Below are 19,446 nucleotides of genomic sequence, written 5' to 3'. Positions count from 1 at the left end.
ACCCCTGGGGGGGTTGGGGGGGGGCCGGCCCCCCGCCAGCCTCCCCCCCCGGGGGGGGGGGGGGGGGGGGGGGCGCCGGCGGCCCCGGGGGGGGGGGGGGGGGGGGGGGGGGGGCCCCCCCCCCCCCCCCGCGCCGCCTCCCCGGGCCTACCGCCTGCCGCCGCCTCTCATCGCCCTCTCCCGCAGGGCGGCCCTGCGGCGGCGGGCCATCCGTGCCAGGCCCCTGCCCAGCGCCACCACCCCCGCCACCAGCGTCCCGCCGTACAGCCAGCCGACCTGCGTGCCCAGGGCGGTGAACAGGCTCATCAGCCGATGCCCGATCCCGTCCCCCGCCTCGGTCATCGGCAGCAGCCCCAGCGTGTAGGCGATCGGCACGACGACCGGCGCCGCCACCAGTTCCGTCCCGCTCACCCAGAGGCCGGCCAGCACACACAGGGGCAGGATCAGCACGCCGTACACCGTCGGAGAGGCCCCGAACAGCAGCTCGTCGAGCCACCCCAGCGCGAGCGCGGTCCCCCCGAAGAGCAGAGCGACCCCGAGCCCGGTGAGCCGGGGGTTCGGCAGCCGCCGTACGGGCGACGCGGCGGGCGGAGCGGCCGACGCGGGCCTTGACCCGCCGAGCGGACGGCGGCGGACGGCGTCCGAGCCGCGCCCGGCCGGCCCGCCCCCTCGCACGCCCCGCACGGGCGGCGTCGGCCGCCCCGCGCCCCCCGGACCCCTGACTCTGTCCCCGACCCGGCCTCCGCCACCACTGCCCCCGTTCCGCCCCGCCTGCGGCGGGACGGGTGGGGTGCGGCCTCGCGGGGTGCTCTGCCGTGGGCGCGTCCTGTGGTGCTCCATCAGACCAACTTAGGTCGGTCGATGTGCCCGATCGGGCGCGGGACACGCCGGGGGACGGGCCTTGGGGTCGCGTTCGAGAGGCCAGCGGAGCCGGTCCCGGGCACGCCGTAAACTGGTGGATCGGCCGGCCCGCTGGCCCTTGGCCACCCGGCCCCCTGGCCCTCTGACTACGGGAAGTCGCAACGTGTCGCTCACGATCGGAATCGTCGGTCTGCCGAATGTCGGCAAGTCGACCCTGTTCAACGCCCTGACCAAGAACGACGTGCTCGCGGCCAACTACCCGTTCGCCACGATCGAGCCCAACGTCGGCGTGGTCGGCGTCCCCGACCCCCGCCTCGCCGAGCTGGCGGACATCTTCAGCTCGCAGCGGGTCCTCCCGGCGACCGTCGACTTCGTGGACATCGCCGGCATCGTGCGCGGCGCGAGCGAGGGCGAGGGCCTCGGCAACAAGTTCCTCGCGAACATTCGCGAGTCGGACGCGATCTGCCAGGTCATCCGCGCCTTCAAGGACGAGAACGTCGTCCACGTCGACGGCAAGGTCTCGCCGAAGGACGACATCGAGACGATCAACACCGAGCTGATCCTCGCCGACCTCCAGACCATCGAGAAGGTCCTGCCGCGCCTCCAGAAGGAGTCGCGCATCAAGAAGGACATCGCCCCGAAGGTGAAGGCGGTCGAGGAGGCGAAGGAGATCCTGGAGAAGGGCGACACGCTCTTCGCGCACGGCATCGTCCAGGGCACCGAGCGCAACGAGCTCCTCCACGACCTGCACCTGCTGACCACCAAGCCGTTCCTCTACGTCTTCAACGTCGACGAGGACGAACTGGTCGACGAGGAGTTCAAGGACGAGCAGCGGGCCCTGGTCGCCCCGGCGGAGGCGATCTTCCTTAACGCCAAGCTGGAGGCGGATCTCGCCGAGCTCGACGAGGCCGACGCCATGGAGCTGCTGGAGTCGGTCGGCGCGCAGGAGCCGGGCCTGGCGACTCTGGCGAGGGTCGGCTTCAACACCCTCGGCCTGCAGACCTACCTCACGGCCGGCCCCAAGGAGTCCCGCGCCTGGACCATCAAGAAGGGCGCCACCGCCCCCGAGGCCGCCGGAGTCATCCACACCGACTTCCAGAAGGGCTTCATCAAGGCGGAGGTCATCTCCTTCGCCGACCTGGTGGAAACCGGCTCGGTGACCGAGGCCCGGGCGAAGGGCAAGGCCCGCATGGAGGGCAAGGAGTACGTCATGCAGGACGGGGATGTGGTGGAGTTCCGCTTCAACGTGTAGCGGGTGACTTGGCGCCACTTCGCTGACTCGGTGAACGTGCAGGTCAGAGAGGGTCCGACTCTTCGGGGTCGGGCCCTTTCTGCGTCTTCCCGTGCTGGTATGGGAGAGGACTCCGTACAGCCTCGGGGTGTGGGTCTTCGCGTCGCCGAAGCGCGAGGGGTGTTTCGGAGGGCGGACTGCGCTCGGGCTTCGTCAGAGAGTGAAGACGATCTTGCCGAAGTGGGTGCCCGAGGCCATGCGGGTGAAGCCTTCGGGGGCTTGGGTCAGGGGGAGGGTGTGGTCGATGGTGGGGCGGGTGCCGGTGGTGGTGCAGAAGGCGAGGAGGGAGGTGAGCTCGTCCTTGGTGGCCACGGTGGAGCCGATGACGGTGAGCTCCCGGCGGAAGACGCGGGTCAGTTCGGCATGGGTGGGGCGGTCGCCGGTGGTGGCGCCGGAGATGACCAGCGTGCCGCCTCGGCGGAGGGAGCGGACCGAGTGGGACCAGGTGGCGGCGCCGACGGTTTCGAGGACGGCGTCGACCGGGTGGGGAAGGCGTGCGCCGGGTTCGACGGCGTCGGTGGCGCCCAGGGCGAGGGCGCGGGCGCGTTTGCGGGGGTCGCGGCTCGTGGCGTAGACGCGGAGGCCGGCGGCTCGGGCGAGGGTGATCGCGGCGGTGGCTACGCCGCCGCCGGCGCCCTGGACGAGGACCGAGTCGCCGGGGCGGACGCGGGCCTGGGTGAAGAGCATGCGGTAGGCCGTGAGCCAGGCGGTGGGGAGGCAGGCGGCCTCCGCGAAGGAGAGTTCCGGGGGCTTGGGGACGAGGTTCGCGGTGGGGACGGTGACCTGCTCGGCGAAGGTTCCCTGGTACTTCTCGGTGAGGATCGAGCGGGACTCGCCGGGGGCGAGCCCGTGGCCGGTGAGGCCGACCACGGGATGGACGACGACCTCGTTGCCGTCCTCGTCGACGCCGGCGGCGTCGGTGCCCAGGACCATGGGGAGCCGCTCCGCGGTGAGGCCGACCCCGCGCAGGGACCACAGATCGTGGTGGTTGAGCGAGGCGGCCTTGACGGTGACGCGGCTCCAGCCCGGGCGGGGGCGGGGGGCCGGGAGCTCCCCGAGGCGCAGGCCCCGCAGTGGCTCGGGCAGTCCGATCTCGGCGGCGTAGGCGGCGAACATGAAGGGGAGGTCACCACTCCCGCTGCGGGAAGTTCGCGCTGCCGCACCAGTGGACGACGGTCCCGCCGTAACTCATGCCGGCGCCGAAGCCGAGCAGGAGGACCTTGTCGCCGGGGACGAGCCGCCCCGTGCGCTCTGCCTCGGCGAGGGCGATGACGACGCTGGAGCCGCTGGTGTTGCCGAACCGGTCGGCGACGATGACGGCCTTGTCGGCCGGCTGGCCGAGGCGGTGGACCAGCTCCCTCACGAGGGTGGGGTTCGCCTGGTGGGTGACGATCAGCTTCAGCTCGTCGAGGGCGACGCCCGCCGACGCGATCACCTCGTCGACGAAACCGGGGACCACCGAGAGGGCGAAGTCCTTGACGCCCTTGCCGTCCATGCGCGTCACGTTCGCTCCGCTGAAGCGGTTCAACCGGCCGTCCTCGGCGACGCGTTCGATGTACGCCGTGTAGTAGCGCTCCGGATCCGTGCCGAGGAGCGTCCGGCCGATGCCGGGACTGTCCGCACAGCGCTCCAGGAGGTAGCAGGCGGCGCCGTCGCCGAAGATCGCGTGCTGCGTGCGGTCGTCCGGGTCGTTGAGCTGGGCCACGGTGTCGGCGACGACGACGGCGACGCGCTCGTACTGCCCCGACTCCATGTACTTGTGGCCGACGTCCAGGGCGAAGAGGCCGCCGGCGCAGCCGCCGGCGTTCACGTCGAAGCCGGGCACGCCGTGGACCTGCGCCTTGCGCAGGACCAGCGTGGCGACCGCCGGGATCATGTGATCGGGCGTGGAGGTGCAGCAGATCAGCAGGTCGATGCTCGCGGGGTCCACGAAGGCCCGCTTGCAGGCGTCCTCGAACGCGCCGAGCGCCAGGTCCGAGGTGAACTCGTCGGGCCCGGCGATCCGCCGGCCGGTGATGCCGAGCCGCTCGCGCATCCAGGCGTCGCTGGTGTCGAAGCGCTCGACGAGCTGCGCGTTGGTGACCTCGCGCTCAGGGAGGCAGACGCCTATGGAGCGGATGCCGACGCCGGTGGGCACCCGCAAACTGTCGACGGACCCCGTCATGGTGGACTCGCTTCCCCTGTCTCGGACTCTGCCATGTCAAGAACTGCGGTGCCGCAGGCCGGACGACATCCGCACCGCGCCGTCGACGCGGATCGTCTCGCCGTTGATCATCGGGTTGTCGATGACGTGGGCGACCAGCGCGGCGAACTCGGCGGGGTCGCCCCACCGCCGCGGATGCACGAGATCGCGGTCCAGCTCCGCGCGGGCCGCGGCGGGCACCGTGGCGACCGCCGGCGTCGCGAAGAAGCCCGGCGCGACGGTGACGACGCGGATCAGCGACCCGGCCAGCTCGCGGGCGAGGGGCAGCGTCATGGAGACGATGCCGCCCTTGGACGCGGCGTAGGCCGCCTGCCCGACCTGCCCTTCGAAGGCCGCGAGGGACGCGGTGTTGACGATCACGCCGCGCTGCTCGCCGGCCGGCTCGTTCGCGGCCATGCGCACGGCGGCCAGGCGTACGACGTTGAACGTGCCGACCAGGTTGGCCGTGACGACCTGAACGAACCGGTCCAGGGAGTGCGGGCCCGACCGGCCGAGCACCCGCGCCGCGTGCGGCACTCCGGCGCAGTTCACGACGGCGCGTAGGGAGCCGTGCCGCTCCGCGGCGTCCAGCGCCCCGGCCACCTCCGGCTCGCTCGCCACGTCGCCGCGGACGAACACCGCCTTGGGGCCGAGGGACTTCAGCGCTGCCTCGCCGCGCTCCTCGCTCCGGCCGAGGAGGACCGGGACGACGCCCGAGGCCATCAGCCTCGCGGCGACGGCGAGTCCGAGGCCGGAGGTGCCGCCGGTGACCAGCGCTGCCGTGGTGGGTGACATCAGTTCTCCTCGTCCGGACCGCCGGGACGCCGGGAGACGCCGAGTCGTCCCGAGATGATCGCGGCGAGCTCGCGCGGCCGGTGGGCGACGAAGTAGTGCCCCCCGCCGGGGATCTCGGCCAGTTCGACGTCGGCCGCGTACCGCTTCCAGTCCGTGTACGCGTGCGCGTAGCCCCGGGTGGCGGCGTCCTCGTCGCCGATGACGACGACGAGCGGTGCGTCGAGCAGCCGGTGGCGGTCCTGCTCGGCCTCGATCTGGAAGCGCAGGCCCTGCGTCATGTCGTGCCGGAGCACCTCCAGGACCGTCCGCAGATCCGCTTCGTCCAGGACGCCGTCGAAACCGCCGAGCGACTTCATGTGGGCGTACAGGGAGTCCGCGGACCAGTTCCGGGCGCGCTCCAGTTCCTCCACCGCGGCGGCGGACGGCAGCGCGGCGCCGATGAACACGGCGGCCGGCCGCCGGTCCTGCCGCTCCACGCGCTGCGCCACCGCGACGGCGAGGGCCGAGCCGGCGCAGTGGCCGTACACGGCGAAGGGGCCGTCGAGCGCGTCGAGGATCTCCGCGGCGATCAGGTCGGCCGTCTCGTCCAGGCCGAGTAGGGGTTCGTCGGCGTGCGTCGGGTCGTGGCCGGGCAGCGCGGCGCTCCAGGTCGCGATGCCGGGGCCCAGCTCGGCGGCGAGGCTGTGGTAGGCCGCCGCGGTGCCGCCTCCGTAGGGGACGCAGACGAGGGTCGGGGTCTGCTCCGTCGTGTCGTCCGCGCCCTTGGTCAGGGGCCGCAGGAGGCGTCGCCCTCCGGTGTCGTGGAGCTCCTGGACCCGGCGGGCCAGCCGCTGCGGCGTCGGGTGCTGGAAGACGTCGAGGACCTCGGTGCCCCGGCCGACGGCGCGGGCCACCCGTACGGCCTTGAAGGAGTCGCCGCCGAGGTCGAAGAAGTCGTCGCGGACGGAGAGACCCGCCACCCCGAGGACGGTCCGGAAGGCGTCCAGGACGATCCGCTCGGCGGGTGTCGCCGCCGTGTCGTCCCGGCCGCCGGTGACCACCGGGTCCGGCAGGGCGCGCCGGTCGAGCTTCCCGTTGGGGGTGAGAGGGATTCGGTCGATCGCCGTCACGGTGGCCGGCACCATGTGGGACGGGAGCCGGCGGGCGAGGCGGCGGCGCAGGCCGGGCGTGTCGGGATCCGCCGGATCGGCGGGCACGACGTACGCGGCGAGCACGCTGTCGCCGACCGCGTCCTTCCGGACGACGACGCGGCAGGCCGCGACCGTCGGGCAGGCCCGCAGCTCGGCCTCGATCTCGCCGAGCTCGATGCGGAAGCCGCGGACCTTCACCTGGTCGTCCGCGCGGCCCTCGTACTGCAGGAGGCCCTCGGCGGTGCGCCGGGCGAGGTCGCCGGACCGGTACATGCGGGAGCCGGGCGGCCCGAACGGGTCGGCGACGAAGCGGGCGGCGGTGAGCCCCGGGAGGTTCAGGTACCCGCGGGCGAGCTGGGCGCCGGCGACGTAGACCTCGCCCGTGACACCGGGGGGGACGGGGCGCAGCCGCTCGTCGAGGACGTACAGCGCGAGGCCCGGCAGGCTGCGTCCGATCAGGCTCCCGACCCGGCCGGCGGTGCGGGATCGGTCGAGCGCCAGATGGCTGGCGTGGACCGTGGTCTCGGTGATCCCGTACATGTTGACCAGCACCGGCTCGTCGCCGGGATGCAGGGCGTACCACTGCGCCGGCTGCCGGAAGTCGAGCGCCTCGCCGCCGAAGACGACGTAGCGCAGCGCCAGTCGCCGGCCGAGCCGCGGATCGTCCGCGTATGCCTGGAGGAGTTGGTGGAAGGCCGAGGGCGTCTGGCTCAGCACGGTGACGGCCTCGTCCACCAGGAGCCGCAGGAAGCGCTCCGGTGCGCGGCGGGTGGCCGGGGGCACCAGGACGAGACGGCCGCCGTGCAGGAGGGGTCCCCACAGTTCCCAGACGGAGAAGTCGAACGAGAAGGAGTGGGCCATCGACCACGTGTCGTCCGGGCGGAGGTCGAAGAGCTCGCGGCTCGCGGAGAAGAGGTCGAGCACGTTGCCGTGCGGGACGACGACGCCCTTGGGGCGCCCGGTGGAGCCCGAGGTGTGGATGACGTAGGCGGCGTCGTCCCGGGTGAGGGGGCGGCCGAGCTCCTCGGGGCGCAGGTCGTCCGGGGGGAGGGCGGCCAGGGCCGCGAGGGTGTCCGCGGCGTCCATCGCCAGGACGGCCGGGCCGGGGAGCGAGGGGGGCGGTGCTGCGTGGGCGGTGGCGCCGAGCAGCAGCGAGGGTTTCGCGTCGGCGAGCAGGGACTCGACGCGCTCCGGCGGGTGCTCCGGGTCGACAGGGAGGTACGCGGCGCCCGCCTTGAGGACGGCCAGGAGCGCCACCACGAGGTCGACGGAGGGCGGCAGGCGGACCGCGACCAGCAGGTCGGGGCCGCAGCCGTGCCGCAGGAGCAGGCGGGCCAGCCGGTTGGCCCGCGCGTTCAGCTCCCCGTAGGAAAGGGCCTCGCCCTCGCACGTCACGGCGGTGGCGGCCGGGCCGAGGCGGGCCCGCTCCTCGAACCCGGCAACGAGGGTGGGGGGTCCGCCGGACGCCTCCGGTCGGCGCGGGCGCACCCGCGACAGGGCGCTCCGCTCCTCGTCACCGAGGACGCCGATCTCGCCGAGGGGGCGGTCGGCCCCGGCGAGGACCTGCCGGAGGAACGCGTCGAACCGCGTCCGGTGAGCGGCGAGTTCGGCGGCGTCGTAGAGGCCCGGGTTGGCGTCGATGGTGAACGTCAGGTCCTCGGGCGTCGCGTACACGCCCAGCATGAAGTCCTCGATGGGGCCCGGCGCGAGGTTGCCGAGCCGGGCGGGGCATCCGCCGAACGACAGCTCCGTGCCGAGCGACATGGCGTTGGCCACGGGGCCGAAGACGCGCGAGGTTCCCCACCGGGTGCGCAGGTCGCGCCGGATGTCCTCGAACCGGTGACGGCGGTGGGCGCGCGTCTCGTCGATCTTCGCGCTGACGCGGGCGAGCAGGTCGGGGAAACTGTCCTCCAGGGAGCAGGCGACCCGCAGCGGGACGATGTTGGAGACCATGCCGGGGGTCGTCGCGGCCGCGTCCGTGTGCCGGTTGGAGACCGGGAGCCCCAGCACCGCCTCGGACGCGCCGGTGACCAGGGCGGTGTACGCGGCGAACGCGGCGATCACCGCGCGCGGCCACTTCACGCCGTGGGCGCGGGTGAAGGCGGCGAGCAGTTCCCGGAGCGCGTGGTCGGCGCGCCAGGTCTCTCTGAGAGCGACGCCCGTCGGCGGCAGGGACGCGTCGGAGAACCCCGGCACGCGGTCGAGGCCGTCGAACACGCCGAGCCAGTACCGGCGGTCCTCCTGGAAACCGGCCGAGGCACGGTAGCGCCGGTCCTCCTCGACGAGGGCGGCGAGGGGACCGAAGGGGGTGGGGGCCGGTGTCCGGCCGGCGGCCAGCGCGCCGTGGACCTCCGCGGCGCGCCGGACCAGGAGCAGCGACCCCACGCCGTCGGAGACGATGTGGTGCAGTTGCCAGAACCAGAGGTGCCGTTCCGGTGAGAGGCGGAGCACCGCGGTGCGCCGGACCTCGCCGGCGGAGGGGTCGAGCGGGGAGTGGACGCGTGCGCGCATCCACTCCCGTGCCGCCGCCCACGGGTCCGCCTCGTCGGTGAGGTCGACGAGCGGCACGGGATGGTCCGGTACGGCCCCGACCCGCTGCCACGGTCCGTCCGCGTCCTCGCCGAAGGACACGGACAGCGCCTCCGCCTCGGTGAAGGTCCTGCGGACGGCCTCCCGGAGGAGCTCCGGGTCGAGGGGTCCCCCGATGTCCAGGAACTCGGCGTAGGAGTACGCGACCTTCGAGGCGTCCAGCCGCTGGCCGTACCAGATTCCGGCCTGGCCTGCGGTGAGGGGAAGCCGGGACGGGAAGCCGGCGGGTGAACCAGACACGTCTGAGCCCTCTCGTGTGAGGAGGGCCGGACGACCCGGCCCTCCCGCTCGGTGCTGCTGCGTGTGGGGGGGGTACGGCTACCGGGGAGTGGCACCGGTGCCGCGACAGATCTCCAGGAGCGCCATCGCTATGGCCGTTCCCTGCCGTCCGTGCGCCTCGGTGTAGGGGGAGATGACGCGCATCTCGCGAGTGAGGTCGGTACGGGTGCCGCCGGCGGCCTGGCGGATGCGCTGGATCTCGCGGGAGAGCTCGCGGCGGCGTTCCACCAGGGCTCGGATCTCCGCGTCCAGGAGGTCGATGTCGGTGCGGAGCGCGGACACGTCCGCGAGTGCGGTCGACCGGGTCTGCGGCACGGTCAGTTGCCCCAGGTGTGGCCGAGCGGGCCGAGCAGGTTCGCGACCGTCTCGCCGATCTCCGTCGTGGCCGAGATCGCCCCGCCTGCGGGGGAGTCCTCCGCGGCGGTGGCCGACGGGGCCGCCGCGAGGGCCGCGAGAGCGACTAACGCCACGGTGGCGGCTCTGCGGGTGGCCGGCTTGACGGTGCTGCGGGTGTTGATGCGCATGAGTGTCGTCTCCTAGGAACATTCACGTCGGTGGAGTGGTCGTTCTCGGTGATGTGATCCTCACACTCACCACGAGTCCCGTCAGCACTACGCAATGTCAGGGTCCTGTGATGGCAACTCCCTGTCAGGCAAGCCGTTTTGGGCGCCCGCGCCGAGCTCTTCCAGGGCGCTGACGAGTGGCCGGGCCGGTGCCCAGCCGAGTCGCGCGCCGACCGCCGTGGGCAGCGCCCTCGTCACCAGACGGGCAGCCGCCCGCTCGGTCTCCCCGCTGTCGGCATGGCCGAGGAACAGCGTCAGGTGTGTCCCGCCGTCGGGCGCGCGGAGCACGTGGACGTGCTCCAGATGGTCCTCGGGGCGAGCCACACGGCGGATCCGGTCGATGAGCGGGGGCTCGCCGGGCAGCGCTCCGGCGGGCACGGTCGTCGTCACCAGGTACATGAGTTCCGCCTCCGCGAATATTCGGTGAACCGACTCCCGTACCCCTGCGTAAGGTTGCCCTGACTCGGAGTGGGCTGGGATGATCGGGATGACTGTGGTCTGCTTCGTGCAGTCGGCGGGGGAACTTCGGGGGGAGTCGAGTGACGGGACAATTGGGTCTTGATGCGGACGCCGAGGCGGTGTACCGCATCCTTCTGAAGCGGCCGAGGGCAGGTGTGGCGGAGATCGCCGAGGGGCTCGACTGGCCCGTGGAGCGCGCCGAGCGCACCCTGGACAGACTGGCCGAGCTCACCCTCGTACGGAACTCCTCCGAGGAACTGGGCAAGGTGCGCCTGGTCAACCCGGAGTTCGGGCTCGCGGGCCTCCTCTAGCGCCAGGAGCGGGAGCTGGCCCAGCATCAGCAGGCCGTCGCCGCCACCCGCCTGGCCATCACGCAGATGCTCACCGAGTACGGTGACGACACCGAGGCGCAGACCGACGAGGTCCGCCGCTACACCGGCCTCGACGCCATCAACTCCCAGATCGAGCGGCTGTCGCAGAGCGCCGAGAGCAGTGTCGAGGTGTTCGCGCCCGGCGGCGCCCAGACGGAGGCGGCCCTGGAGGCCGCCCGGCCCCTCGACCAGGCCGTCGTCGAGCGCGGCGTCCGGGTCCGTTACATCTACCTGGACTCGGTGCGCAACGACCCGGCGACGCTGAACTACGCGCGCTGGCTGAACGACATTGGCGGCGAGGTGCGCGTGCTGCCCCAACTGCCGCCCCGTATGATCATCTTCGACGGCCGGGCCGCCATCGTGCCCATCGACCCCGAGGCCGCCGCCCGCGGTGTGCTGATCCTGCGGGGCGCCGGCGTCGTCACCGCCCTGGTCTCGCTCTTCCGGGAGACCTGGGCGCGCGCGCAGCCGCTCTGCGGGAGCCGGACGACGACGGCGGACCCGGACGGGCTCACCCGGCAGGAACAGGCCGTCCTCGACCTGCTCTTCGAGGGCCACACCGACGACGTCGTCGCCCGCAAGCTCGGCGTGTCCGTGCGCACCGGCCGCCGTATCACCGCAGACCTGATGGCCCGTCTGGGTGCGCGCAGCCGCTATCAGGCGGGAGCGCTGGCCATGGAGCGCGGCTGGCTCGGCAGGAGCGTCGGCATCGGCGAGAACCATGTCGAGGACGACGGCGGGGCGCACGCCGCGCCGGCCGCGGGCGGGCCCGTCGGCGACTGAGGCCGCCCCGCGCGCGACCCGGTTCGACGACCTCATCGCGCGTGCACGGGCGACGGGAGCGGAGCGTCGACCGCGTCGGGCACACGGGACGCTCGGGGCGTGTTGACCGCGTCGGGCACGGGCATGCCGGTGAGCGCGAGCAGCACCGACTCGGCCGCCTGGGTGCCGGCCCGCTCCTGTGCCTCGGGGGTGCTCGCACCGAGGTGAGGCGTCGCGATCACGTTGTCCAGCTCGAACAGGGGGGAGTCGGTGCAGGGCTCCTGCGCGTACACGTCCAGGGCGGCGCCGGCGATCCGGCCCTCCTTGAGCGCCGCGTACAGCTCCTGCTCGTCGACGATGCCGCCGCGCGCCGCGTTCACGATCCGCAGGTCGGGGCGGACGCGCTGGAGGGCGTCGAAGCCGATCAGCCCGGCGGTCCCCTTGGCGAGCGGCAGGTGGACGGTGAGGAACTGGGCCCGGGCGAGGAGCTCGTCGAGGCCGGTCAGCCGCACGCCGAGGGCCTGGGCGTGCTCCTCGTCCGCGTACGGGTCGTACGCGATCACCTCCATGTCGAACGCGGCGAACCGGCGCGCCACCAGCGAGCCGATCCGGCCGAGACCGAGGACGCCGAGAGTCTTGCCCGCGAGCTCCACGCCCGTGAACGAACTCCGAGCCCAGCGCCCGTCCTTGAGCGCGGCGGACGCCTGCGGAACGTGCCGGGCGAGGGCCAGGAGCAGGGCGACGGCGTGCTCGGCGGCGCTGACGACGTTGGACGCGGGGGCGTTGGCGACGAGCACGCCGGCGGCGGTGGCCGCCGTGACGTCCACGTTGTCGAGGCCGACCCCGGCACGGGCCACGACCTTGAGCCGCGGCGCCGCGGCGAGGGCCTCGGCGTCGATGCGGGTGGCGGAGCGCACCAGCACCGCGTCGGCCCCGGCGAGCGCGGCGAGCAGCGCCGGCCGGTCCGTGCCGTCGACGTGCCGTACCTCGACGGAGCCGTCCCGGGTGAGGACCTCCGCGGCCTGCGGGCTGAGCGCGTCGGCGATGAGGACGACGTACTGACTCATGGGGCGACCGGCCTTTCCGGTGTGAGAAGAGTGGGGACACGGGCGGTCGCGGGGGCGTCCGCCCGAGCGACGGCCGCGGCGAGCAGCGCGGACCCGTCGTGCGCGGTCGGACGCACCGGGGCGCCCACGGAGGCGAGCGCGGCCAGATGGCCGGCGCCGGCGTTCAGGTCGTACAGGTGCAGGGGGAGCCGCGGGCGGTCGGGGCCCGACCAGGACAGCAGCCGGGGCCAGGCGTCGGGCGCGGTGACGTGCAGCAGCTCGGGGGGTACGGCGAGCCCGTCGCCGGTCGCCTTGAGCAGGGCCTCCTTGCGCGTCCAGTAGCGCACGAAGCCGACGGGGCGGCGGGGTTCGGGGAGGGCCGCGAGGACCGCGCGCTCCGGCCCCCGGAGCACCCGCTCAGCGGTCTCCGGGGCGTACGGGGCGATGTGTTCCACGTCCACGCCGACCTCGGCGCCGAGCGTCACGGCGACCACCACCCGGTCGCCGGAGTGCGACCAGGACAGCCCGAGCGGCCCCGGCGGGCGGGGCTTCCCGTGTGGGCCGCCGCACCGCTTGCAGGTGGCGGTCAGCGCCAACTCACCCGCAGGAACGCCGAGGTGGGCGGCGGCCACGGTGCGGGCGAGCGCGTGCGCGGTGAGGTGGAGCGCTCGCGCGGCCGGCTGCCGCAGCCGGCGGGCGCGGGCGCGTCCGTCCTCGTCGAGGAGCCCGCGCAGCGTCGGGTGGGCGTCGCGGGACGACGCCCACCACAGCTGGCAGACGCCGGGCCGAAGCGCCGGTACCAGCCCCGCGGCCCCGGCCGTCACAGCCCGCCGTCCACGGGCAGCACCGCGCCGGTGACGTACGAGGCGCGGCCCGAGGCCAGGAAGGCCACGGCCTCGGCGACCTCCGCCGCGAGCCCGGTCCTGCCCAGCGCGGTGCGCTCGGCGACCTGCGCCCTGACCTGATCGTCGAGCACGGCCGACATGTCGGTGTCGATCAGGCCCGGCGCCACCGCGTTGACACGGATGCCGCGCCGGCCGACCTCCTTCGCCAGGGAGCGCGAGAAGGCGATGATCCCGGCCTTGGACGCCGCGTAGTTGGTCTGCCCCGCATTGCCGTACAGGCCGGATACGGAGGCGACGGTCACGATGCTGCCGGCCCGCCGCTTCATCATCGGGAAGACCACCGCCCGGCAGACGTGGTAGACGCCGTCCAGGTTGGTGTCCACGACCTCGTGCCAGTCGCTGTCGGACATCATCAGCAGGGGCTTGTCCCGGGTGATGCCGGCCGAGGTGACGGCGACCGCCACCGGTCCGAAGTCCCGCTCCGTCGCTTCCACCCAGTCCCGCACGGACTGCGCGTCGGCGACGTCGACCCGCCGCGCCAGCGCTCGGGCGCCGAGGCCGCTCAGCTCCTTCTCCACGTTCGCGGCGGCCTGTTCGTCGCCGCGGAAGCAGAAGGAGACGTCGTACCCGTCCCGCGCCAGCCGCAGGGCGGCGGCCCGGCCGATGCCGCGCGAGCCACCGCTGACCAGGGCGACCGGACGGTCGCCCGCCGTCTCCCCGCCGCTCACGCGTCCGCCCCGTCCGTCAGCAGCCGCAGCACCGCGCACCCCACCGGACCGTCCGGGTCCGTGGTGGTGACCAGGGCGACGCGGCCCGGTTCGCCCGGCTCAGACAGCAGCGCCGCGAGCTGGTACGCCCCGGTGGCCGCGGCCGTCTCGCCGAGCAGCGCGACGGACGCCGCGCGGACGCGAACCTGCGCCGGGAACAGTTCCTCGTGCACCCGCAGCTCCTGCTCGCCCGCCGCGCCGGGGGCCTGTGAGGGCACCGCCGCCCAGACCGCGCCGGCCGCGACGCCCGCCTCGGCGAGCGCGGCGCGCACCGTCGCCGTGAGCGCCCCGGCGAAGTCGCCGTCCGGCGCCACCCGGTGGTGGACCGCGAGCACCTCGGCCAGCGCCTCGCCGGTCGCGGCATCGCCGGACTCCAGGAGGACCATGACGCAGCCCTCGCCCAGCACCACGCCGGTGCCGTGCGCGGCGTGCGTGAGGTGGGCGCGGGTCGCCGAGTACTCCTCGGCCGACCCGGTCAGCACTCGCTCCGCGCGCCCGTCGGCGAGGAGCCGGTGCGCCTGGTCCAGCGCGACGAGAGCGGAGAGCCGGCCGGCCGCCACGGTGGTGTTGGGGCCCTTGAGGCGATGGCGGATCGCGCTGGCCGAAGCAGCTCTGTTCATCGCCATGTTGGGGATCTTCGACGGTGACACGTCGATGGGGCTGTCCCCTTCGAGGGAGGACTTGGTGAACTCCATGAACCCCTGAATGCTGCCGGAGCCGACGCCGAGCACGAGACCGGTGCCGAGCTCGGCGTCCTCGCCGTCCGGGCCGGCGCCATGCAGCAGCTCCCTGACGGTCACCGCGGTGAGGCCCGTCAGCCGGTCCATGCCCCGGGTGCCGGCCTTCCCCAGCGCGTCGCGGACCTCGAAGCCGGGCACGACGCGGGCGGTCGCGTCCGGGTCCCCGGTCCACTCCTCGGGTCCGGCGGACGCGGGCGCCTCGGCGCGGGCGCGCAGCCCCGCCGCGAGCGGGTCGCGGCCCGTGCCGTACGGCGACACGGCCGACCATGCGGTGATGACCGCGGTACTCATCGGACGTACTCCCCTCGGGGGCTCTCGTGGCGGCCGAGCAGGACGACGGCGTTGTTGCCGCCGAACGCGAGGCCGTTGTTCTGCACGATCCGCACGTCGGCGTCGACGGACGCGTTGGGCACCACGTCGACGGGGCAGTCCGGGTCGGTGGTGCGGTGGTTGGCCGTCGGCGGGACGAAGCCGTACCGGACGGCGAGCGCGGAGGCGATGGCGCCCAGGGCGCTGGCGGCCCCCATGGTGTGCCCGATCATCGCCTTGACGCCGACGGTGCGCGGCGGACGCTCCCCGTAGACCTGGCGGATGGCCGCGATCTCGGTGGTGTCGTTGGTCGGCGTACCGGTGCCGTGCGCGGAGATCAGGTCGACCTCCTCCGGCTTGACGGAGGCGTTCTCCAGGGCGAGGCGGATGCAGCGGGCGACGCTGTCCCGTTCGGGCGCGGTGGGGTGCGAGGCGTCGCAGTTGACGCCGTAGCCGAGCACCTCGGCGTAGATCTCCGCGCCGCGGGCGAGCGCGGACTCCTCGGTCTCCAGCAGCAGCAGGCCCGCGCCCTCGCCGGTGAGCAGGCCCATCCGCTCGGTGTCGAACGGACGGCACTCGTCCGGCGCGATGAGACCGAGCCGGGCGAAGCCGGCGAAGGTCTTCCGGTTCAACGCGTCCGCACCGCCGACGAGAGCCCATTCGGAGCGGCCGCTGCGGATGGCGTCGAACCCCGCGCCGATCGCGTAGTTGCCGGCGGCGCAGGCGGTGGCGACCGTGGAGGTCTCCACGTCGGACAGGCCGAGTTCGCGGACGACGCCGAGCGCGAGGCTGCCGGTGGCGGTCCGGCCCAGGCTCGCGCCGGTGAAGGCGGCGAGCCCGAGGGTGAGCGCGGACTCGGTCAGCAGATCGAGCTCGCCGACCTCGCCGTCGGTGGTGCCGACGACGACGGTGCCGCGCCGCTCGCTCAGCCAGCCCTCGTCGAGGCCGGCGTCGTCGAGCGCCATCCGCGCGGCGGCGGCGGCGAACTGCGTCGCCCGGCCGGTCGCCTCGGGCCGCACCCGGCGGAGCAGGGCGGCGCCGTCGAAGCCGCGCACCTGGTGGCCGCGGCCGCTGGGGAAGCCGGTGGTGTCGAAGACGGTGATGTCCCCGGTGCCGACCCGGCCGGCCCGCAGGCCCTCGGCGAACTCGGCGATCCCGTTGCCGATGCTGGACAGCGCGCCGCAGCCGGTGAGGACGACACGGCGCGGCCCTGTGACGGGGCCGGCCGCTCTTCGGGCGGCGCTCACGGCCGGCGCCTTTCCGCGCCGGCGAGGACGGCGAGGACGGCGTCCAGGTTGACCAGCTTGACCAGGTCGTCCTGCGGGATGACGACGCCGAGCTCCTTCTCGATGCGGGAGAGGATCTCGATGGCGCCCAGCGAGTCCGCGCCGTGGTCCTCGATGAACAGGCTGGTGCTCGTCAGCTCGTCGTCCTCGAGCTCCAGGGTGTCGACGATGATGGCCCGGACGGCCGTGACGTCCACGGAAGTGTTCACAGTCATGGCAGCTGCCTCTCGAATCTGGATGGCCTGCTTCTCAGGCGGCGGAGCGGGTCAGGGACTTCGGACGCATGTCGGTCCAGGTGCGCTCGATGTGGTCGAGCGCGGCCTCGCGGGGACCGGCGGGCAGGACGGTGGTCCAGCCGGCCGGGACGGCCGCGAACTCGGGCCAGAGGCAGTGCTGCCCCTCGTCGTTGACCAGCACCAGGAAGGTGCCGTTGTCGTCGTCGAACGGGTTGTTCTTCATGATTTCCCTTCCTCGGGGAGTACGTCCGGATTTTCGCCTGCGGAGTCGTCCGGGAGGTTTTTCCGGAGTTCTTTCGAGCATTCCTTCGGGAGTTCTTTTGTGTGGCGCGGGGGCATCCGTCGGAATTCCGTGCGAGGCCGAATTCGTGCGCATGCCCCCGGTGTGTTCACTGCAGTCGTTCGAGGTGGGCGGCGATGATCCGGCCGATCGCCCGTTGCGGTTCGGGCCGCATCATTCCGTCGTGGTCCGAGGCGATGCCGTGGTGGGTGACGCGTCCGCCGATGTACGGCTCCCACACCGCGACCGTCGGCGAGTCCTCGTCGGCGCCCTGCTCGGCCGAGAGGAACAGCACGTCCCCGTCGAAGCGGTCCGGGACGAACTCCGCGCTGAGGACAGCGTGGTTGCGCACGATGCGCAGCAGCCGGGCCAACTGCTGCTCGTCCAGGCCGGCCAGCGGGTTCGCGTCCCGCCGGAACAGCTCCAGGACCTCGGAGAGCGTGGGCTCGCCGCCGGCGAACGCCGCCGCGTCGTAGCCGCAGTACTCCAGGATCTTGGCGATCAGGGCCCGGTCGTCCGGGATGCCGTCCGGCTCGGGGGCCGGATAGCTGTCGAGGTTCACGAGGAGCGCGACCCGGTGCCCGAGCCCTTCCAGGCGAGTGGCCGCCGCGTGGGCGAGGAGTCCGCCGAAGGACCAGCCGAGAAGATGGTAAGGCCCCTCGGGCTGAATTTCCAGAATTCTGCGGACATATTCCCCGGCCATTTCCTGCACCGACGCCGGAAGCGGAGCTTCCGCGATGATTCCGGACGCCTGGAACCCGTAGACGGGGAATTCCCCGGCCAGGTGCTCGGCCAGTCCGAGGTAGGGCCAGCTGAGCCCCACGCCGCCGTGCAGGAAGAACAGCGGTTCGCGGGTGCCGTCGGGCCGTATGGGCAGCAGCGTCTCGAACGCCTCGGTGAGCAGCGCGGGCCGCCGCCCGCCGGCCCCGCCGGTCCCGGAGGGGCGGGTCGCGGCGAGCTCGCCGGCCCGCTGGGCCAGGGTGCGCAGCGCGCGGAACCACCCCTCGGCCAGCGCCTCGGCGTCGTCCGGTTCCAGCAGCCGGCCCGCCCACGTCCAGGTGGCGAGCAGGACGGGCCCGTCGGGGCCGTCCTCGACGAGTGCGTCCACCTCGACGGTGTGGCCCAGCGGCATGCCGCCGGACGTCGCGGCGAACGCCTCCCGCGCCTCCGGCGCGGCCGCCCAGCCGCCGTCGTACGACTCCACCGCGGCGAAGCGGCCGAGGTAGTTGAAGCCGAGCTGCGGGTCGACCGCGGGCAGCGGGGCGGGTCCGTCGCCGAGGTGGCGCAGGACCCCGTGGCCGAGTCCGTGGTCGGGGAGCGCGGCGAGCTGTTCGCGCATCTCCTTCACCGCCTGCTCGGCGCCGAGTGCGGCGGCCCTCAGCAGCACCGGGTGGGTGCCGGTGAACCAGCCGACGGTACGGGAGAGGTCGACGCCCTCGTGCAGCTGCTCGCGCCCGTGGGTCTCGACCTCGACGAGCAGGCTCCGGCCGCGCCACTCGGCGACCGCGAGGCCGAGGCCGGCGAGCAGCACCTCGTTGATCTCCGCCTGGAAGGCGGCGGGGCCGTGCTCCAGGAGGGGGCCGGTGTGCTCGGCCGGCAAGGTCAGACGCAGCGTCCGGGCCGTGGCGTACGTGTCCCGTTCCGGGTCCAGCGCCCGCACGCCGACCGGCTGTTCCTCGTGCGACAGCAGCTTCGTCCAGTACGGCAGTTCCCCGGTGCGCGACGTGACCTGCTCCTGGAGGAGGCCGGACCAGTGGCGCAGGGAGGTGCCGACCGGGTCGAGGGCCGCGTCGGGCCGCTCGTACACGGTGAGCAGGTCGGGCAGCAGCACGCGCCAGGAGACGCCGTCCACGACGAGGTGGTGCAGCATCAGGACCAGCCGGCCGGGGCGGTCGGCCCCGCGGTCGATCCACACGGCCTGGAGCGTGACCCCGTCGCGCGGGGCGAGCCGGTCGCGCGCGGCCTCCGACTGGGCGGCCACCGCCCGTCGCAGCAGCGCCTCGTCCTCGTACGCCCGATGCCCCGCGTCGATGCGGGCCACCAGCGGCGCGACCGGGACCGTCCCCGGCTCGCCGATCACGAGCCGCCAGTCGTCGGGACCCCGGCCCGTCAGGCGCAGTCGCAGGGCGTCGTGGTGGTCGACGACCCGCTGGAGCGCCCCGGTGAGCCGCTCCAGGTCCAGATCGGCGGGGGTGGTGAGGACGACGGACTGGTTGAACCCGTCGATCGGGCCGCCGTCTTCGAGGAACCGCAGCATGACGGGGAGGGGCGCCAGCTCGCCCACGCCGTCGTCGGCGCCGACGATCTCGGCCGGCTCGGCCTCGCCGACGGCGGCGGCCAGCGCGGCCACCGTCTTGTGGGTGAACACGTCGGCCGCGGTGACCCGCAGCCCCGCACGCCGGGCGCCGGCGACCACCTCGATGGAGCGGATGCTGTCACCGCCGAGGTCGAAGAAGCTGTCGTCGATGCCGACGGACGGCAGGCCGAGCACGGCCGTGAAGACGTCGCGGAGGGCACGCTCGGTGTCCGTACGGGGCTCCCGCGCGGGACCCGTCGCGAGGGCCGTGGGGTCGGGTGCGGGGAGGGCTTTGCGGTCGATTTTGCCGTTGGGGGTGAGGGGGAGTGTGTCGAGGGTGAGGTAGGTGGTGGGGATCA

18 protein-coding genes and 1 pseudogene are annotated in these 19,446 nt (G+C 73.7%); 3 read left to right on the top strand and 16 right to left on the bottom strand.

Annotated elements, in window-relative coordinates; all coding sequences use genetic code 11:
* Window positions 1–147: 147 nt before the first annotated feature.
* Entirely contained in the window at window positions 148–675 is a 528-nt protein-coding gene (locus ACIRS4_RS35800; RefSeq protein ID WP_404204064.1) for a DUF6542 domain-containing protein, read from the bottom strand.
* Window positions 676–1,024: 349 nt separating this feature from the next.
* Between ACIRS4_RS35800 and ychF the strand changes: the two genes are divergently transcribed.
* The gene (gene ychF, locus ACIRS4_RS35795; RefSeq protein ID WP_404204062.1) at window positions 1,025–2,113 is read left to right on the top strand and encodes a redox-regulated ATPase YchF; all 1,089 of its coding nucleotides are present in this window, start codon (window positions 1,025–1,027) and stop codon (window positions 2,111–2,113) included.
* Window positions 2,114–2,305: 192 nt separating this feature from the next.
* Here the strand turns inward: ychF and ACIRS4_RS35790 are convergent, their stop codons facing one another.
* The 7 genes from ACIRS4_RS35790 to ACIRS4_RS35760 form a co-directional block, all read right to left on the bottom strand.
* A complete protein-coding gene (locus ACIRS4_RS35790) occupies window positions 2,306–3,268 on the bottom strand; it encodes a zinc-binding dehydrogenase (protein ID WP_404204060.1) in 963 nt (320 codons plus the stop codon).
* A 10-nt stretch (window positions 3,269–3,278) separates the two neighbouring features.
* Window positions 3,279–4,316: a 3-oxoacyl-ACP synthase III family protein gene (locus ACIRS4_RS35785; protein WP_404204058.1), complete on the bottom strand. Its 1,038-nt coding sequence runs from the start codon at window positions 4,314–4,316 to the stop codon at window positions 3,279–3,281.
* 36 nt (window positions 4,317–4,352) lie between these two features.
* Window positions 4,353–5,129 (bottom strand): SDR family NAD(P)-dependent oxidoreductase, encoded by a 777-nt coding sequence (locus ACIRS4_RS35780; protein WP_404204056.1) that lies wholly within the window; start codon window positions 5,127–5,129, stop codon window positions 4,353–4,355.
* Complete coding sequence (locus ACIRS4_RS35775) at window positions 5,129–9,088, bottom strand: amino acid adenylation domain-containing protein (protein WP_404204054.1); 3,960 nt, start codon at window positions 9,086–9,088, stop codon at window positions 5,129–5,131. The genes ACIRS4_RS35780 and ACIRS4_RS35775 overlap by 1 nt, the downstream gene beginning before the upstream one ends.
* A gap of 78 nt (window positions 9,089–9,166) precedes the next feature.
* A complete protein-coding gene (locus tag ACIRS4_RS35770; protein WP_404204052.1) occupies window positions 9,167–9,442 on the bottom strand; it encodes a chorismate mutase in 276 nt (91 codons plus the stop codon).
* A 2-nt stretch (window positions 9,443–9,444) separates the two neighbouring features.
* The gene (locus ACIRS4_RS35765) at window positions 9,445–9,651 is read right to left on the bottom strand and encodes a hypothetical protein (protein WP_404204049.1); all 207 of its coding nucleotides are present in this window, start codon (window positions 9,649–9,651) and stop codon (window positions 9,445–9,447) included.
* Between the two features lie 87 nt (window positions 9,652–9,738).
* Complete coding sequence (locus tag ACIRS4_RS35760) at window positions 9,739–10,089, bottom strand: hypothetical protein (RefSeq protein ID WP_404204047.1); 351 nt, start codon at window positions 10,087–10,089, stop codon at window positions 9,739–9,741.
* Window positions 10,090–10,229: 140 nt separating this feature from the next.
* Here ACIRS4_RS35760 and ACIRS4_RS35755 point away from each other — a divergent pair, with 140 nt between their 5' ends.
* The gene (locus ACIRS4_RS35755) at window positions 10,230–10,460 is read left to right on the top strand and encodes a helix-turn-helix domain-containing protein (protein ID WP_404204045.1); all 231 of its coding nucleotides are present in this window, start codon (window positions 10,230–10,232) and stop codon (window positions 10,458–10,460) included.
* 66 nt (window positions 10,461–10,526) lie between these two features.
* Window positions 10,527–11,303: a LuxR C-terminal-related transcriptional regulator gene (locus ACIRS4_RS35750; RefSeq protein WP_404204043.1), complete on the top strand. Its 777-nt coding sequence runs from the start codon at window positions 10,527–10,529 to the stop codon at window positions 11,301–11,303.
* A 101-nt stretch (window positions 11,304–11,404) separates the two neighbouring features.
* Here the strand turns inward: ACIRS4_RS35750 and ACIRS4_RS35745 are convergent.
* From ACIRS4_RS35745 to ACIRS4_RS35710, 8 genes and pseudogenes are all read right to left on the bottom strand, one after another.
* Window positions 11,405–12,349 (bottom strand): annotated as a pseudogene (locus tag ACIRS4_RS35745) (hydroxyacid dehydrogenase); the annotation flags it as partial.
* A complete protein-coding gene (locus ACIRS4_RS35740) occupies window positions 12,346–13,152 on the bottom strand; it encodes a 4'-phosphopantetheinyl transferase family protein (protein ID WP_404204042.1) in 807 nt (268 codons plus the stop codon). The pseudogene ACIRS4_RS35745 and the gene ACIRS4_RS35740, both read right to left, overlap by 4 nt.
* Window positions 13,149–13,901: a 3-oxoacyl-[acyl-carrier-protein] reductase gene (gene fabG, locus ACIRS4_RS35735; RefSeq protein ID WP_404204040.1), complete on the bottom strand. Its 753-nt coding sequence runs from the start codon at window positions 13,899–13,901 to the stop codon at window positions 13,149–13,151. The genes ACIRS4_RS35740 and fabG overlap by 4 nt, the downstream gene beginning before the upstream one ends.
* Entirely contained in the window at window positions 13,898–14,971 is a 1,074-nt protein-coding gene (locus ACIRS4_RS35730; RefSeq protein ID WP_404204038.1) for a beta-ketoacyl synthase N-terminal-like domain-containing protein, read from the bottom strand. Before ACIRS4_RS35730 ends, fabG begins: the two co-directional genes overlap by 4 nt.
* Window positions 14,968–16,236 carry a beta-ketoacyl-[acyl-carrier-protein] synthase family protein gene (locus ACIRS4_RS35725; protein WP_404204036.1) on the bottom strand — a complete coding sequence of 423 codons (1,269 nt, stop codon included), beginning with the start codon at window positions 16,234–16,236 and terminating at the stop codon, window positions 14,968–14,970. Before ACIRS4_RS35725 ends, ACIRS4_RS35730 begins: the two co-directional genes overlap by 4 nt.
* Window positions 16,233–16,490, bottom strand: coding sequence for an acyl carrier protein (locus tag ACIRS4_RS35720; RefSeq protein WP_130441624.1), 258 nt, complete (start codon window positions 16,488–16,490; stop codon window positions 16,233–16,235). Before ACIRS4_RS35720 ends, ACIRS4_RS35725 begins: the two co-directional genes overlap by 4 nt.
* A 34-nt stretch (window positions 16,491–16,524) precedes the next feature.
* The gene (locus ACIRS4_RS35715) at window positions 16,525–16,734 is read right to left on the bottom strand and encodes an MbtH family protein (protein WP_404204034.1); all 210 of its coding nucleotides are present in this window, start codon (window positions 16,732–16,734) and stop codon (window positions 16,525–16,527) included.
* 166 nt (window positions 16,735–16,900) lie between these two features.
* Window positions 16,901–19,446 (bottom strand): alpha/beta fold hydrolase (locus ACIRS4_RS35710; protein ID WP_404204032.1); only part of this gene is annotated, 2,546 nt, incomplete at its 5' end.

This window comes from Streptomyces sp. NPDC101166 (genome assembly GCF_044768125.1).
Lineage (GTDB): Bacteria > Actinomycetota > Actinomycetes > Streptomycetales > Streptomycetaceae > Streptomyces.
The sequence above is the reverse complement of the archived record's forward strand: the minus strand, read 5'-3'. Positions and strand labels throughout refer to the sequence as shown.